Source organism: Mycolicibacterium aromaticivorans JS19b1 = JCM 16368 (genome assembly GCF_000559085.1).
Lineage (GTDB): Bacteria > Actinomycetota > Actinomycetes > Mycobacteriales > Mycobacteriaceae > Mycobacterium > Mycobacterium aromaticivorans.
The window spans coordinates 194,228-210,492 of sequence record NZ_JALN02000001.1; the positions used below are offsets into that span (position 1 = coordinate 194,228).

The 16,265-nt window shown below is 66.7% G+C and carries 14 protein-coding genes; 4 read left to right on the forward strand and 10 right to left on the reverse strand.

The genetic code is table 11. The features are described from left to right. Window position 1: 1 nt before the first annotated feature. Entirely contained in the window at window positions 2-724 is a 723-nt protein-coding gene (locus Y900_RS00915) for an ABC transporter substrate-binding protein (protein ID WP_036337912.1), read from the reverse strand. 165 nt (window positions 725-889) lie between these two features. Between Y900_RS00915 and Y900_RS00920 the strand changes: the two genes are divergently transcribed. Beyond that, window positions 890-1,555, forward strand: coding sequence for an MOSC domain-containing protein (locus tag Y900_RS00920; protein ID WP_036345472.1), 666 nt, complete (start codon window positions 890-892; stop codon window positions 1,553-1,555). Here the strand turns inward: Y900_RS00920 and whiA are convergent. Genes whiA through uvrC form a run of 4 tightly spaced genes read right to left on the reverse strand, consistent with a single transcriptional unit; the run spans window position 1,552 to window position 6,498 of the window. Then, window positions 1,552-2,529 (reverse strand): DNA-binding protein WhiA, encoded by a 978-nt coding sequence (whiA, locus tag Y900_RS00925; RefSeq protein ID WP_102808025.1) that lies wholly within the window; start codon window positions 2,527-2,529, stop codon window positions 1,552-1,554. The two genes, Y900_RS00920 and whiA, sit on opposite strands and share 4 nt — an antisense overlap. Further along, complete coding sequence (gene yvcK, locus Y900_RS00930; protein ID WP_036337919.1) at window positions 2,526-3,587, reverse strand: uridine diphosphate-N-acetylglucosamine-binding protein YvcK; 1,062 nt, start codon at window positions 3,585-3,587, stop codon at window positions 2,526-2,528. Before yvcK ends, whiA begins: the two co-directional genes overlap by 4 nt. Then, window positions 3,584-4,501, reverse strand: a complete 918-nt coding sequence (gene rapZ, locus Y900_RS00935; protein WP_036337922.1) for an RNase adapter RapZ — start codon at window positions 4,499-4,501, stop codon at window positions 3,584-3,586. The genes yvcK and rapZ overlap by 4 nt, the downstream gene beginning before the upstream one ends. Continuing rightward, window positions 4,498-6,498 (reverse strand): excinuclease ABC subunit UvrC, encoded by a 2,001-nt coding sequence (gene uvrC, locus Y900_RS00940; protein ID WP_036345476.1) that lies wholly within the window; start codon window positions 6,496-6,498, stop codon window positions 4,498-4,500. The genes rapZ and uvrC overlap by 4 nt, the downstream gene beginning before the upstream one ends. 46 nt (window positions 6,499-6,544) lie before the next feature. Here uvrC and Y900_RS00945 point away from each other — a divergent pair, with 46 nt between their 5' ends. Next, window positions 6,545-7,009, forward strand: coding sequence for a GNAT family N-acetyltransferase (locus Y900_RS00945; protein WP_036345477.1), 465 nt, complete (start codon window positions 6,545-6,547; stop codon window positions 7,007-7,009). On the opposite strand, the gene Y900_RS00950 is transcribed toward Y900_RS00945, so the two are convergent. From Y900_RS00950 to Y900_RS00965, 4 genes are all read right to left on the reverse strand, one after another. Continuing rightward, the gene (locus tag Y900_RS00950; protein WP_036337925.1) at window positions 6,996-7,460 is read right to left on the reverse strand and encodes a PH domain-containing protein; all 465 of its coding nucleotides are present in this window, start codon (window positions 7,458-7,460) and stop codon (window positions 6,996-6,998) included. The two genes, Y900_RS00945 and Y900_RS00950, sit on opposite strands and share 14 nt — an antisense overlap. Continuing rightward, complete coding sequence (gene ribH / locus Y900_RS00955; protein WP_036337928.1) at window positions 7,457-7,936, reverse strand: 6,7-dimethyl-8-ribityllumazine synthase; 480 nt, start codon at window positions 7,934-7,936, stop codon at window positions 7,457-7,459. The genes Y900_RS00950 and ribH overlap by 4 nt, the downstream gene beginning before the upstream one ends. 34 nt (window positions 7,937-7,970) lie before the next feature. Beyond that, window positions 7,971-9,242 (reverse strand): bifunctional 3,4-dihydroxy-2-butanone-4-phosphate synthase/GTP cyclohydrolase II, encoded by a 1,272-nt coding sequence (locus Y900_RS00960; protein ID WP_036337931.1) that lies wholly within the window; start codon window positions 9,240-9,242, stop codon window positions 7,971-7,973. Window positions 9,243-9,664: 422 nt separating this feature from the next. After that, window positions 9,665-11,923: an Ig-like domain-containing protein gene (locus Y900_RS00965; RefSeq protein ID WP_051659807.1), complete on the reverse strand. Its 2,259-nt coding sequence runs from the start codon at window positions 11,921-11,923 to the stop codon at window positions 9,665-9,667. A 1-nt stretch (window position 11,924) separates the two neighbouring features. Here Y900_RS00965 and Y900_RS31550 point away from each other — a divergent pair, with 1 nt between their 5' ends. After that, window positions 11,925-12,197, forward strand: a complete 273-nt coding sequence (locus Y900_RS31550) for a hypothetical protein (protein WP_051659808.1) — start codon at window positions 11,925-11,927, stop codon at window positions 12,195-12,197. 483 nt (window positions 12,198-12,680) lie between these two features. On the opposite strand, the gene Y900_RS00970 is transcribed toward Y900_RS31550, so the two are convergent. Continuing rightward, window positions 12,681-16,037 carry a beta strand repeat-containing protein gene (locus Y900_RS00970; protein ID WP_131536050.1) on the reverse strand — a complete coding sequence of 1,119 codons (3,357 nt, stop codon included), beginning with the start codon at window positions 16,035-16,037 and terminating at the stop codon, window positions 12,681-12,683. Here Y900_RS00970 and Y900_RS32655 point away from each other — a divergent pair. After that, window positions 16,006-16,260 (forward strand): hypothetical protein, encoded by a 255-nt coding sequence (locus Y900_RS32655; protein WP_131536052.1) that lies wholly within the window; start codon window positions 16,006-16,008, stop codon window positions 16,258-16,260. The two genes, Y900_RS00970 and Y900_RS32655, sit on opposite strands and share 32 nt — an antisense overlap. Window positions 16,261-16,265: the final 5 nt, after the last annotated feature.

Below are 16,265 nucleotides of genomic sequence, written 5' to 3' on the forward strand. Positions count from 1 at the left end.
CTCAGGAGATCCGGGGCCCGCTCTGGTCGGCGCGCGGCGAGCCGGTCCACCGCTCCCGGATCGCCGGCAACGTCCCGTCCTCCTCGAGACCGGCCTGCGCGACGGTGATCCGGCCCAGCAATGCGGTGTCGGTGGTCGGTACCGCGATCGCGATCTTCTCGGTGGTGATGCCGCGCTGAACGACGGCCACGCCCGGCGCCGCCTCGGCCAGCCGGGTCAGTACCGGGTCGAGTTTCATGAACGCATCGCAGCGACCGCTGGACAGATCCCGCAGCGCGGTCCGGATGTTGCCGTAGTCGTACACTCGGACCCGAGCGACCTTGCCGTCGGCAAGCAGCCGGTTGGCGATCGGCTGGCTGGTGTTGCCCTGCTGTACGCCGAGGGTCAGCCCGTCGAGATCGTCGATCGAGGTGACGTCGGGCAGCCGGGTGGCGTCGACGGCGAGCGCCTGACCGGAGATCAGGTACGGATCGCAGAACGCGGCCTTCAGCGCGCGGGATCCGGTGATCGTGGTGCCGGAGGCGACGCAGTCGAACTCACCGGAGTCCAGCGCGTCGAAGATGCCGTTGAAGTCGCGGCCCTGGTAGCGCACGAACTCCACCGACGCGCCCAGCCGCTCGCCGATGGCGGCCATGAGCTCGACGTCGAGGCCGGAGCCCGTTGGCCCGGTGTCGTTGAACGGCGGGTCGGGCAATGCCGCCCCGACGCGCAACGCCTCAGTCATGTGATGAACGCTAGCCCCTAGGCCGGCGCCGCGGCAGGCGACCAATTCGGGCCTGCGTGAAAATACTTACCGCACAGCTCCAATCGAGCCGTCGGTAGGTACTGTGTCGGCGCCGGCGTCGCATCCACGTCGGTTCGAATAGCGCGGCGCCATTACCCTGTGGTGGTGGCAAGTGTGTTGTCGGTCAATCTGGCCCGCGTCCGCGCGAATCCCGACAAGCCGGCGAGGCGCACCGGCATCGACAAGGCGGCGACCCCCGACGCGGTGATGGTGCGCGCGCCGGGGCCGATGCGCGGCGGTCTGGGCAGCGGTCTGGTCGGGGACACGATCGGCAACCACAAACTGCACGGGGGCGACGATCAAGCCGTCTACGTCTATTCCCGCGAAGACCTCGACGAGTGGGAAACCCGCCTCGAACGCCCGCTGACCGACGGGATGTTCGGCGAGAACCTCACCACCTCCGGAGTAGACGTCACAGGAGCGCTGATCGGCGAGCGCTGGCGGGTGGGCACCGGCGGTCTGCTGCTCGAAGTCTCGGCGCCCCGCACCCCGTGCCGGACATTCTCGGCGTTCCTCGACATCGCCGGCTGGATCACGACGTTCACCGACGCCGGCAAGCCCGGGGCCTACCTACGGGTCATCTCCCCCGGCCCCGTGCGTGCGGGAGACGAGATCGTCGTCGAGGACAGGCCCGATCACGATGTGACGATCGCCCTGGTGTTCCGCGCGCGGATGACAGACCCCAGCCTGCTCCCCCGGTTGCGGGCTGCCGACGCGCTGTCCGACGAACTCAAGGCCTTTGTAGCCAAGAGAGTGGCCAAGTCGATCTAGGCGTCTTCCAGCAGATCGGGCGTCACGGCCGACTCGGTGTCCGGGATACCGTCCTGCTTGGCTTTGCGATCCGCCATCGACAACAGCCGCCGAATACGCCCGGCCACAGCATCTTTGGTCATCGGCGGGTCGGCGAGGCGGCCCAGTTCCTCCAGCGACGCCTGCCGGTGTTCGACCCGAAGCTTGCCCGCCGCGGCCAGATGGTCGGGCACTGTGTCGGCCAGGATCTCCAACGCCCGCTCCACACGGGCCGCGGCGGCGACCGCGGCCCGGGCCGAGCGGCGTAGGTTCGCGTCGTCGAAGTTGGCCAGCCGGTTCGCGGTGGCGCGCACCTCGCGGCGCATCCGCCGCTCCTCCCAGGTGAGCCGGGTGTCCTGGGCGCCCATCCGGGTCAGCAGCGCACCGATGGCCTCGCCGTCGCGCACCACGACCCGGTCGGTGCCCCGCACCTCTCGCGCCTTCGCGCTGACCCCGAGCCGCCGGGCCGCACCCACCAGCGCCAGCGCGGCTTCTGGTCCGGGACAACTGACTTCGAGCGCCGAGGACCGACCTGGCTCGGTCAGCGAGCCGTGTGCAAGGAACGCACCCCGCCAGGCCGCCTCGGCGTCGCCGACGCTGCCGCCCACCACCTGTGCGGGCAGTCCGCGCACCGGCCGGCCGCGCATGTCCAGCAGACCGGTCTGACGGGCCAGCGCCTCACCGTCCTTGGCGACCCGCACCAGATACCGGGTGCTCTTGCGGATGCCACTGGCCGACAGCACATGCACCACCGCGTTGTAGCCGTACAGGTCGTAGATGTCCTTGCGCAGCCGCCGGGCGATGATGCCCAGGTCCACCTCGGCCTCGACCACGACTCTGCCCGACACGATGTGCAGGCCACCGGCGAATCGCAACAGCGAAGCCACCTCGGCCCGGCGTGCGCTCACAGAGTTGACGGCCAGCCGGCTGAGTTCGTCCTTCACCTCGGCAGTCATCGCCACAGGTCGTCACCTCTCGGTCCGTTGCCAGTCGGGTCCTGCACCCCGTCCCCCTGTCGCCCACCGCCGGCCTGCACGGATGCAGCGGGTGGAGGGGAGGGCGGCGCGGTCACCGAATTTCGGGTGCGCACACCGTCAAGCGCTGCAGCCAGCTTGGCCGGGTCATGTAAAGGTGTACCAGGTCTGGTCACGTCGGCAAACTGAACTGAAGCTTCCAGCAGGCTTGCGGTACGCCGCAGTTGGTCACGCTCCCGGTCAGACGGGACGCGGGTGGCGTCGACCACGATCTCATGCACCGAGAAGCCCGGCGCATGCTGAGCGAGAACGTGCAGATGCCGCTCGGCGGAGAAACCGGCCGTCTCCCCCGGCTCGGCGGCCAGGTTCAGCACCAGCGCGCGGCGGGCGGTGGTCGCCTTCAGCGCGGCGGCCAGGTCCGGCACCAGCACGTGCGGGATCACACTGGTGAACCAGGAGCCCGGTCCCAGCACCACCAGATCGGCATGCATGATCGCGTCGACGGCCTGGCGGGTGGCCGGCGGGTCACCCGGCAGCAGACGCACCCGGCGGACCTTGCCCGGCGTCGTCGCGACGGCCACCTGACCGCGGATCACCCGGCTCATCCGGGGATCGCCCTCCAGTCCGGCGACATCGGCCTCGATCTGCAGCGCGATCGGGCACATCGGCAGCACCCTGCCTTTGACACCGAGGATGCGACCGAGCTCGTCGAGCGCGGCCACCGGATCGGCCAGCAACTCGTTGAGGCCGGCCAGCATCAGGTTGCCGATCGGATGCCCGGCCAGTGCGCCGCTGCCGCCGAACCGGTGCTGGATGATGGTGGCCCACAGCCGGCCGTGTGGACTGTCAGATGCCAACGCCGCCAACGCCATTCGCAGATCACCCGGCGGGATGATGTCTAGCTCGCTGCGCAGCCGTCCGGAGGAACCACCGTCGTCGGCGACCGTGACCACCGCGGTGACGTGCGGTGTCAGCCGGCGTGCCGCGGACAGGGTCGCGTACAAACCGTGGCCACCGCCGAGGGCGACGATGCGTGTCATTCGCGACCCAGATCGCGGTGCAGGACGCGAACAGTCAGGTGCTCGTGGCTCTCCAGCAGTCCGGCGAGTGCCTCGGCCATCGCCACACTGCGGTGCTTGCCGCCGGTGCAGCCGATGGCCACGGTCATGTAGCGCTTCCCCTCCCGGCTGTATCCCTCGACGACCAGCCTCAGCAGCTGATGGTAGGTCTGCAGGAACTCCGCGGCGCCCGGTTGGCCAAGGACGTAATCCCGGACCGCCGGGTGCTGGCCCGAGTGCGCCCGCAACTCGTCCACCCAGTGCGGGTTCGGCAGAAAGCGAACGTCCATCACCATGTCGGAGTCCATCGGCAGCCCGTACTTGAACCCGAACGATTCGACCGTGACGCTGATCTGCGCGACGGTCTGCCCCGCGAAGGCCCGTTCGATGCTCTCGCGCAGGCCGTGCACGGACAGGGTCGAGGTGTCGATGACCAGATCCGCCGACGCCCGCACCGGGGCCAGCATGGCCCGCTCGGCGGCAATGCCTTCGGCCAGGGTCTGGTTGCCCTGCAGCGGATGACTGCGCCGGTTGCTCTCGTAGCGGCGAACCAGGATGTCGTCAGAGGCCTCCATGAACAGGACCCGCGGATCGATTCCACGGGTCACCAGCTCGTTGCGTACCCAGTCCAGATCCCCGGTGAACCCACGGGACCGGACATCCATCACCACCGCCAGCTGGGTGATCCGCGAGCCGGCCGCCAAGCCGAAGTCCACCATCCTGGCGATGAGTTCGGGCGGCAGATTGTCGGCGACGTACCAACCCAGGTCTTCGAGCACCTTGGCCGCGGTTCCCCGGCCTGCCCCGGACAGGCCGGTCACCAACACCACGTCGATACCTGAATCCTCGCCGGTGTGGCCGGTGTGCATCTCTTCGCCTGTGCTGTGCTCTGTCATCGGGTCGCCTGTTCAGCAGACTGATCTTTGCCGACCGGATCTTCCGGTGCAGCCGATACCGGCGAATCCACTGTCACCCCTAGCGCTTCCAGCACCGCGGCGGCGGTCGCGGTGCCGATGCCCGGCACCGTGATGATCTCCTCGACACTGGCCTGGCGCAGTCGGGCCAGCGACCCGAAATGGCTCACCAGCGCCTTGCGCCGGATCTCCCCGAGCCCCGGCACCGAGTCCAGCGCCGACGCCGTCATCCGCTTGGAGCGCTTACTGCGGTGGTACGCGATGGCGAAGCGGTGGGCTTCGTCGCGGACCCGCTGCAGCAGGTAAAGCCCTTCACTGTTCCTCGGGAGGATGAGCGGTTCCGCTTCGGCGGGGACCCACACCTCCTCGAGGCGCTTGGCCAGACCGATCACGGCGACATCGGCGACGCCGAGGTCGTCGAGCACCGCCTGGGCGGCGTTGACCTGGGGAGCGCCCCCGTCGACGACGTAGAGGTTGGGCGGGTAGGCGAACTTGCGCGACTTGCCCTCCGGGGCCAACTCGTCAAGGGGCTGCTGTTGTTCATGGACATGGCGCGCGAACCGCCGCCGCGTCACCTCGGCGATCGAGGCGACGTCGTCGGAGCGGCCCTCACCCGCGGCCTCCCGGATGGCGAAGTGCCGGTAGTCGGACTTGCGCGGCAGACCGTCCTCGAACACCACCATGGAGGCCACCACATCGGTGCCCTGCACATGGCTGATGTCGACGCACTCGATGCGCAGCGGCGCATCGGCCAGTCCCAGTGATTCCTGAATATTCTGCAGCGCAGCAGATCTCGCGGTGAAGTCGCCGGCCCGCTTGAGCTTGTGCTGCTGCAACGCCTCTTTGGCGTTACGGTGCACCGTCTCGGCCAGCGCCTTCTTGTCGCCGCGTCGCGGCACCCGCAGTGCCACCCGCGAACCGCGCAACCCGGACAGCCAGTCGGCCAGCTCATCGGCGTTGGGCGGCAGGCACGGCACCAGCACTTCGCGCGGCACCGGATTGGTGGATTCGTCTGCGGCACCGCCCAATTCGGCCTGGTCACCATAGAACTGGGTAAGGAACTGCTCGACCAGCCGCCCTTCGGCCGATTCGCCGGGGTCGGAGGGCTTTTCGACGACCCAGCCGCGCTGGCCACGCACCCGTCCGCCCCGGACGTGGAAGACCTGCACGGCGGCCTCCAGATCGTCGTCGGCGAACGCGACGACGTCGGCGTCTGTACCGTCCCCGAGCACCACGGCCTGCTTCTCCAGCGCCCGCTTGAGGGCGGCGATGTCATCGCGCAACCGGGCGGCGCGCTCGAAGTTCAATTCGGCGGACGCCGCGTTCATCTCCAATTCGAGTTCGCGGGCGAAACGGTCGGTCTTGCCGGACAGGAAGTCGCAGAAGTCCAGGACGATCTTGCGGTGTTCCTCGGCGCTGACCCTTCCGACGCACGGCGCCGAGCACTTGTCGATGTATCCCAGCAGGCACGGACGCTCGATCTGGCTGTGCCGCTTGAATACTCCGGCCGAACAGGTGCGGGCGGGAAAGACTCGGGTGAGCAGGTCGAGGGTTTCGCGGATGGCCCAGGCATGCGAATACGGGCCGAAATAACGCACGCCCTTGCGGCGCGGACCGCGGTAGACCGACAGGCGCGGATACTCTTCGTTGAGGGTGACGGCCAGCACCGGATAGGACTTGTCGTCGCGGTAGCGGACGTTGAACCGCGGATCGAACTCCTTGATCCAGTTGTATTCCAGCTGCAGGGCTTCGACCTCGGTGTTGACCACCGTCCACTCGACCTTGGCCGCGGTGGTCACCATCTGGCGGGTGCGTGGATGCAGGGCGGAGATGTCCTGGAAGTACGACGTCAGCCGGGGCCGCAGGCTTTTGGCCTTGCCGACATAGATCACCCGGCCATGCGGATCTCGGAATCGGTAAACACCAGGTTCCACCGGAATGGACCCGGGCGCCGGGCGGTACGTCGACGGGTCGGGCACGTCCACAAGGTTAGTCCGAGCGCCGACAGGCACTACCGTCGTGGGCGTGCCAGCAGCGCGCATCACTCGTCTCACCGAGTCGGACTGGGAACAGTTCGCCGAGTTGAGGCTGCGCGCACTCACCGAGACGTTTGGGACGACCGACACGCAGTACCTCATCGAGGCGCGCTTCACCGCGCCCGACTGGCGCCGGCGGCTGCGGGACCATGCGCAGTTCGTGGCGATGCTGGACGGCAGGCCCGTCGGCATGGTCGCCGCCTACCAGGAGAGCGCTCAGGCGGCGTACGTGTACTCCCTGTGGCTCGAGCCTGCCGCACGCGGGCACGGGCTGGCCCGCAGACTGGTGGCCGCCGCGGTGGACTGGGCCCGCAGGCGCGGGGCACGCACCGCGACTCTGCGGATGGCGCCCGACAACAGCGCGGCGCGAACGGTCTACGAAAGCCTGGGGTTCACCGAGGTGCCGAATTGTGGGGCCACCGGCGAAGTGGTGATGAGACTCACGATCCCGTGAGATCAGGCCGGTACTTGGCGAGTTGCGCCCGCAGAGTGTCCATCGCGTACACCGCGCGTTCGCCGTCGATCGCCTGGATGGCCAGCACGGCGGTGTATTCGTAGTCCTGCAGGTCTACCCGGGCCCACCGCGAGCCCTGCGGGAACGACACCCCTACCACGTCACTCCACGGGATCACCCGCTCGAGCAGGATGTTGCGAACACCGAGCCCCGCCGGTCCGATCCGCAGTCGCGGCGTGGCCAGCAGCAGGATCGCGGCGGCCAGGATCAGTCCGAGCGCACCCATCGCCACTTGATCGGCGGTCTGCAGGATCGCCCCGGTGTAGCGGATCTTCAGCAGGACTCCGACGACGATCCCGGACGTCGCGACCACGAACGCGGCTGCGTACGCGACGTACGGCGTCAGGCGCGGCCGCAGCACGACATCCCAGCGGCCGGTGGTCTCGGTCATGCCCCGCGGAGGTGACGCAGCGTCAACGCGGTCGACAACGCGGCGGCGGCAGCCTGGGCGCCCTTGTCCTCGGCGGAGTCCGGCAGACCGGCGCGGTCGAGCGCCTCTTCCTCGGTATTGGTGGTCAGCACCCCGTTGGCCACCGGCGTCGACTCGTCCAGCGACACTCGGGTCAGACCCTGGGTGACGGCATCGCAGACATAATCGAAATGCGGTGTCTGCCCGCGGATCACGACGCCCAGCGCGACGACTGCGTCATGGGTGCGGGCGAGTTCCTGTGCGACAACCGGGATTTCGATGGCACCCAGGACGCGGACGACGGTCGGGTTGGCCACGCCGGAGTCGTCGGCCACCCGGCGAGCACCGTCGAGCAGCGCGTTGCAGATTTTCGAATGCCAGGTGCTGGCCACGATCGCCAGCGACAACTCCGAGGCGTCCATCTCCGGAAGTTCCGGGACGCCGGCGCCTCCGCTCATTCACTCGCTCCGCAAGCGTCGCTCGTGGCGCTCACTACAGGGCCCCGCCCAAATCACCGGGAACAACCTGGTCGTAGTCATCGAGGCCGGTCAGATCGTGACCCATCCGGTCGCGCTTGGTCATCAGGTAGCGAATGTTCTCGGCGTTCGCCCGCACCGGCAGCGGCACCCGCTCGATGATGTGCAGCCCATAGCCGTCCAAGCCGACCCGCTTGGCCGGGTTGTTGGTCAGCAGCCGCATCGAGCGCACACCGAGGTCCACCAAGATCTGCGCGCCGATCCCGTAGTCGCGCGCGTCGGCAGGCAAGCCGAGCTCCAGGTTGGCGTCGACGGTGTCGGCGCCGGCGTCCTGCAGCTGGTAGGCCTGCAGCTTGTGCATCAGACCGATGCCCCGGCCCTCGTGGCCGCGCATGTAGAGCACGATCCCGCGACCCTCACGCGCGACCATTGCCAGTGCGGCGTCCAGCTGGGGGCCGCAGTCGCAGCGCCGCGAACCGAACACGTCACCGGTCAGGCACTCGGAGTGGACTCGCACCAGCACGTCGTGGCCGTCATTCTCCGGGCCGCTGATGTCACCCTTGACCAGGGCGACGTGCTCCACCTCTTCGTACATGCTGGAGTAGCCGACGGCACGGAACTCGCCATGGCGGGTGGGGATACGGGCCTCGGCGATGCGCTCGATGTGCTTTTCGTGCTTGCGCCGCCACTCGATCAGATCGGCGATGGAGATCAGGGCCAGGTCGTGCTCGTCGGCGAACACCCGCAACTCGTCGGTCTGGGCCATCGAACCGTCGTCCTTTTGGCTGACGATCTCGCAGATCGCGCCGGCCGGCTGCAGACCGGCCAACCGGGCCAGGTCGACAGCGGCTTCGGTGTGGCCGGGGCGGCGCAGCACGCCACCGTCCTTGGCGCGCAACGGAACTACGTGACCAGGCTTGGTGAAGTCCTCCGAGACACTGCCCGGGTCGGCCAACAACCGCATCGTCGTCGCCCGATCGGCGGCCGAAATGCCAGTTCCCACACCATGTTTGGCGTCGACGGTGACGGTGTACGCGGTGCCGTGCTTGTCCTGGTTGACCGCATACATGGGCAGCAGCCCCAGCTTGTCGCAGATCTCGCCGGACAGCGGCACACACAGGTAGCCCGAGGTGTAGCGGACCATGAACGCGACCAACTCCGGCGTCGCCTTCTCGGCGGCGAAGATCAGGTCACCCTCGTTCTCGCGGTCCTCGTCATCGATGACGACGACGGCCTTGCCGGCCGCGATATCGGCGACCGCCCGTTCGACGGTGTCCAGCCTCGTCATCCTTGCCGCCTACCCCTGTCCAATGTTGCTGCTACCAGACAGTATGAACCACCTGCGGCGCGTGATTATTGCCCGTCCTGTTGAGCGGTCCGCTCACTCGGCTGCCGGCCGTTCGAGAGTCCGGTATGCGCAGGCCAGAGGCGTGGTGTGACGTACGTGACAGGACAGATCCGAGGGGTGAGCAGCCGATGCACTCTGGCCGCGGCCGCCCCCTCGACGCCCCGCACAGCCCGCCGGGCGATCGCGCATATGTCCGGCAGTCGTACCCACCGCGAGGAGTGCGGTGAAGGAACCCGGCCCTAGGTGGATGTGCTCGGCGTTCCGCCGCCGCGGGCTGGCGGAGTGGACGTCCCGGGGCGGGCTGGACGCATGGCCACGATCAAACCCGCGCCCCTCCGCGAAACCACTGACGCACCAACGCCTTAGAACGTCCACGACTTCGTTGCGTTGCTCAGCGTGGCCTGGACCACACCGTTGACGACGTTGTAGTAACCGTCGTAAACAGTGAGGGTGACTGTCTTTCCGGAGTAGTTGGTGGTCGCGGACTGGGCGTTTATCGAACTGGTTCCGAGGCTCTGCTGATTGCCTAAGTAGACGAAGTTGAACCCGCTGGTGATGGTGTACCCGGCACCTCCGGAATACGCACTGCCACCGGAATTGTCCCCATCCGCGTCATAGACGGCGATAGATGTCACCGTCGGAGACAGACCGAAGAAGCTCGCCGTGGTACCCCCGGAGATCGTCGGCGCGCTGTTGACCGCATAGATCGGCACTGTCACGAGCACACCGGTGCTGCCTCCGAATCCGTCGCTGACTGTCACGGTGAACGTCTGGTTCTTGGCGCTGGCAGCCGCCCCGACCTTCGCGGCCGCGTGGCGGGTAGCCGTCGGTATGTCGGCGGTATAGGTGAAACTTCCGTCCGAGCCGAAGCTCACAGAAGCCCCGCTGGCCAACCCACTGGCGCTATAGGTGAGCGTGTCACCGTCTGCGTCGCTCGCCGTGATCTTCCCGGTGCTCGTCTGAACGGTTCCGCTCAGGGTTCCGACTGTCGGCGCCGTGGTAAGAGTCGCTGAAGGTGCGTTGTTGGCGATCGTGGGTGTGACCGCCAGATCCAGGCTGACCGTGCGGCCATTGACGTCGGTGGCGATCACGGTGACCACGTCACCGGCCGACGTGGTGTGGCCCAGGCTCGAGTTGCGGGTGTAGGTGAACGTGCCGGTGGCCGGGTCGAACGATGTCACGGTGCCCTTGGCCGGAGCCGCGCCCAGGCTGTAGGTGAACATTCCGGCGTCGTTGGCCGGGGCCGGCACCGAACCGGTGACGACGTTCACCGTCGAGGTGTTGACGTTGGCCGGGGTGATCGAGGTGGTGTTGGGCACCGTGACCGTCGTGATCGTGTTGCCGCCATGGCCGTCGGACAACTGCACCTGGAAGTTCTGCGAGGTGCCTGCCGTCGACGTCGAGACGTAGGTGAACGCGCCCGTCGACTGGTCGAGGGTGACAACACCGCCGTTGCCGGAACCGTTCTTGGTATAGGCGGAGTTGCCTATGACGCTGTTGACCGACGAGTTGACAAGCGAATAGGTCAACGTGTCACCGTCGGCGTCGCTGCCTCCCACGGTGCCCCGCACCACGCCCAGCGCATCGGCGCCGCTGTTCGAAGGGGACGCGGTCGGGGCGCTGTTCACCGTGGAGACGATCTTGATCTGGAAGGTCAGCGTGTACGGCGCGCCGTCCACCGTAGTCACCGGTATCTGTACGGTGTCGGACTGGCCGGCAGCGCCCGCGTGGAAGTACGCGGTGCCCGGAAGCGTGGCCGTATAGGTGTATCCACCGCCGTACGTGTTGATCGTCACCAGAGCGCCCCATGCCGAGGTGTAGGTATTCCCGTCCGCGGGCTGGAAACTCACCGCGTTGCCGTTCTCGTCGACCGCGCTGAACGATCCGTTCGCGTACTCGGAGCGGGTGCTGGCGCTGCCCAGATCAATGGTGTAGGGGGTCCCGGAGTTGTACTGCGTGCCGACCGTGAAGGTCTGCAGGGCGGCCGTCTCCTGGAAGCGCTTGTATAAGCCGACCAGGACCACGTACGTCACGACTGTGAACGGGTTCACCTGGGCGGCAGTCCACGTCGGCAAAGTTTGGTTGAACGCCTCTGCCGGGCTGCTGTACACGCCACCGCCCAAGGCGACAGAAGCGGCAATCTTTGTTTCGAGACTGGTGGAGTCGGTGAGGTCGGCCCTGGTGACCGTCGCCCCGGTGGTCGTCTTGATGACATCGATCTCGATCTGGGCCGGGTCATAAGTGCCATTCAGCATGTCCGTCAATGCCGTTGCCGTCCCGGCTACGGCGGCACCCATGATCTTGTACGGCGTGATGATTCCGAAAGTGCCCGCCCCGGGGGCGATGGTGAACGGCGGCACGACCCGGTTCAGGAGGTCGCCCCACGCGTTGAGGGTGTCACTGAAGGTATAGGTGGGGATCGCCGACGTCACGAAGAGGTGCAGTACACCGATGAGATCGGGAACCCATCTAGCCGGACTGCCCGGGACCGCCGTCGCGACCAAGGAATTGAGCTGAGCGTCGGCGGCGTCGAGACTCTGATCGATCTGATAATTGGTCACCGCGACGAAGCTGTGCGGCAGCCCAGGCCAGCCGACCAGCCGGTCGAGCGCCCTCTGCACGGTGGCTACCCACGACGTGTTGTCTGGCGTCGCAGCAGCTGCGGTCGGCACCGACGCCGCAGCGGCCGCCACCACCGAGGACGCGGCCGGAGCGGCCTTCGCCGTGGTTGCGGCCGCCTTGGCGACATTGAGCGGGCCGGCGGCCGGCGCGACCGTCGCGGAAGTTTGCAGGCTGGCCGAGGTGGCCGCGGTGGTTGCCGAGGTCGAACCGGGCACACTCGCGGCCGATGGGGAACGGACCGCCGCCGACGATTGCTTACTTGAGGTCCGCTGACGCGCAGATCCGGCAACACCTTTGGATTTCGCGGGATTACTCGTCGAACTCGGTTTTGGTCCGGAATCCGAACCGCCGCCATCGGTGGCTGCCGACGCCACTCCTTGACCGGCGGCCACCGCCAGACCGATTCCCACGGCAGCAGCCATAATCCCGTTGCGGGCCGCGCGCTGCCGATTGCGAGTCGCGGTTTTCCGGTGGCGAGCTTTCTGCTTGCGGTGGCGACCCACGCGTTTCTTGGAACTCAACGACTCTCCCGACCGCGTCGCTACGTGACCATCTGGCAACGTATCACGCTGACGGTTGTTCAACCAAAGCTTGCGACAATCAAGCTTTATATATGTAGTTCAACAGTATGTTTGGCGAGACCACGCGGGTTCTCACCGCCCTACGGCGCCAACTTTGGGAAATACAGCAAATAAACAGCAAATTCACAACGAAGCGCACCGTGTGGCACATGCCGGGTCCCGATCCGAGCAACCGTCAGCTCCACGACTTGGAGGTACTGGCCACGATCTTGTTCCCGGAACCGTCGACCGCGATCGTCCCATCGGCATTCGTGAGGTAGTACCCATCGCGGACGGTGATGGTGAGGGTTCCGGAACCGAACCCATAACTTGCACCGCCGGTATCGAGGTTGCCGGTGATGTTGCCGCCCTTGCTGTTGTCGTAGCCGGGCGTGCCGCCACGATTGGTACCGACGAGGTCGCCGTCGGCATCATCGACATTGAGCCCCCATACCACCTTGGTGCCGGACAGACCCGTTACGTAGGAGCCGGAGGCGAACGTCGGCGCGCTGTTCACCGCGAAGACCGGCACATTGACCCGGACTACGCTCGTGCCCCCGTACGCGTCGGTGACCGTGAGGTTGAACCAGTCCGTCGTGGTGGTGCCCGAGGCGCCGATCTTGGCCGCACCGTGGTAGTAAGCCGCGTTCTTGGTGATCGAGTAGGACATCGTCCCGTTCGAGTTCACGGTCACAGTGCCGCCGTTGGCCGTCGAGATCGTGCCGCCGCCGGCCAGCGCGAAGGTGGTGCCCGTGCCGTCGTACTTGTTGTTGATGGACAACGTGTCTCCATCGGAATCCGTTGCACTGAAGGTGATTCCGTTGATGGTCTGCACGTAGGTCGACGTGTTCAGCGACCCCGGCGACGAGAGATTGACAGTCCCCGTTCCCCCGTTGACCGTCACGGTGGGTGCATTGTTGCTCACCGAAGGCGCCACGCTGATCGTGGCGACGATCACCGATTTGCCGCTGGCATCGGTGGCTTTGATCGTGAACGAATCGTTCGGGGTTTGGGAGTGCCCCAGCCCTGCGGTCCGCGTGTAGGTGTAAGTACCGTCCGAATTGACGACGACGCCGCCCTTCGACGGGCCGCTACCCAGGCTGTAGGTCAGCCCGAGGCTGCTGTCCCCGGCCACGTTCAGCGAACCTGTCGTCACGCCTGCTGTCGTGTTGGTATTTGTCTGCGGCGACGGCGTCGAGAGTCCGGACAGATTGACCGTAGCGGTCGTCACGCCTCCATGACCGTCGTCGACCTGCACCTGGAACGAATCCGAAGTGACTCCCACCTTGGGGATGTAGGTGAACGAGGTGCCGCTCATGGTGACGATGCCACCGTTTGCGGTGTAGGCCGATCCCCCGCTGACGTTGATAAGACGGTAGGTCAGACTGTCACTGTCGGCGTCAGACGCGCTCGAAATGGTGCCGCGTACGACGCCAAGGCCGCTGGTGCTCGAACTGCTCACCGATCCACTCAAAGTCGGTGCGGCATTTTGCTTTTCGATCGGGATTCCGTAGGTCACCGCGGTGGTGCCGCCGAAGCCGTCGCTGACGTTGATCGTGAACGTGTCGCCGGGGTCGCCGGCGACAGCGTGGTCGTGCCAGTAGCTGTCCGAGACGCCGAACCACGCGTATTTCTGATTCGTGTAGCTGAACGTGCCGTTCGCGTTGACAGTGATCGTGCCGCCCTGGGCGGTGCTGTAGGTGCCTGCAGCCCAGGTGAGCGTGTCACCTTCGGCGTCAGTCGCTTTGAGCGTGCCGGACGTGTCCTGCCGGTCATACGGACCGACGATGCGTGACAGCGCCGAACTTGCCACCGTCACACCGTTACCCACCGGGGCGGTATTGGACACCGTCGGATTGACGTTGACCACCGCGACGGTCGTCGTCTTCCCGGAGCTGTCTGTGCCGAGGATCGTGAACGAATCCTGAGTGGGCTGGGTGTGACCCGCTGCTGTGCGGGTGTAGGTGAAGGTGCCGTTGGCGTTCAGCGTGACGATGCCCCGCAGCGAATTCGGCGGGGTGCCGATGCTGTAGGTCAGTAGTCCGGCGTCGGTGCCGTTGTTCAGGCTGCCGGTGACCGTGCCCGTGGTCGGGTTCGTGGTCGTCACCGGCGACGCCGAACTCACCGGCACGGTCACGGTCGTCGTATAGCTGTAACCGAAGCTGTCGGTGCTTGTCATCTGGAACGAGTCCGAGGTCGCACTCGACGACCGGTTCGGAACGTAGGTGTAGGCCCCGGTAGTTGAATTGAGCTTGATGATGCCGCCGTTGGCGGTGTAGGCCGATCCCCCGCCGGCACCGACCAGAGAATAGGTCATCGGGTTGTCCGGGTTGCTCGGTGCCGACACGGTGCCGCGGACGACGCCCATCGGTGAGGTGCTGCCGACAGTATTGGTCAGCGATCCGACAGCCTGGTTGTAGTACACGGTGACGGTGACGGTCTTCTGGGTTTCGTTGCCGTTCGGCATGTACGGTTTGGACACGCTGATCTGACCATCACCCTGGGCGAGTACCGTCATCGTGAACGTCAGCGTCTTCGGAGACTTGTCGCTGGACAAGGGATTCCAGTCCCACACCGTCCAGTTCATCCGCCCGTTGGTCCCGTCGACCACCGTGACGGTGAACCGACTGTCGTTGGGCTCGGTGAAACCGTACGAGGTGATCGGGTCGCCGTCGGCGTCGTAGAACTGCACGTATCCCGATACGGTCGTGCCGCTGGCGTTCGGCAGATGCTGACTGGTCTGCTGCATGTCAGTCACGACGGGCTGGTGATCGGTCGCCACGTCGGCGAAGCGCCGGAAGATCGCGACCACGACGACATACATCGCCAGCGACACCGGATTCGGCGCCGGACCGAGGTCAATTGTAATGTCCAACACCGTCTTTGGCGAAAGGAATGCCGCCCTCGCCGCACCGATGACACCGTCCATGTCGTTCGCGGTCAGCCCGTTGACGACCGGGTTCGCAGCGATATCCTGCAACGCCCCGGCGAGGCTCACGGCCTCGGCGATCCAGTGGTTGACGTCGACGGTCTGCGAGGTGTTGAACAACACGATGGCACCCGCGAGGACCGCGGCCGTGACCGACGCCTGCGTGATTATCGACGGTGCGCCGTCGACCATCTTGAACGGCGGCACGAATTGGTCCATCAGGGTGGCCAGGCCGTTGAGGCCGTAGGACAGCCGGTCGACCACGATCGAAGGCTTGAAGAACGCGTCCAAGAACGTGACCGGGAACTTGAGCCAGCCGTTGCTGGAAGTGAGCGGAGCCGCCATCAGCGCATCGAGTTGCGCCGCCCAGGCGTCGAGCGTGGTCTGGATGGAATAGTGCGCCGGCGTGGTGATCGGACCCGCGCCGTCCTGGACGGCCGTCAGGTCGCCGTCCATCGAGTAGGCGGCGGCCGAGGGGGCGACGGCGGACCTGGCAGTGGTGGACTTGCGCGCGGTGACGGTTGCGGGCGTTGAGGACGCGGCCGGCGGGGTCGCCTCGGCCGGCGCGGCGGGCGCGGTCGCGGTGTCTACGGTGGCAGTGGGCGGCGTGGCCGGCGTGGTCACCGTGTCGCTCGGCGATGCTGTGGTGGTGGATGATTCGGGCCGCGCGGTCGTCGTGACGGTCGCCTCGACGGCGCTGTCCGCTGACGGGGTCCTCCCCGTCGTCGACGGCCGGATAGCCACCGCGGAACCGCTGTTGGAGTCCGACGACGCCGGCTGCTTGACAGTCGAGCGGGTGCGCGCGGGTCCGGCGTTCTTGGGCCCGCGGGCCGAGGTCGAAGAGTGACCGGA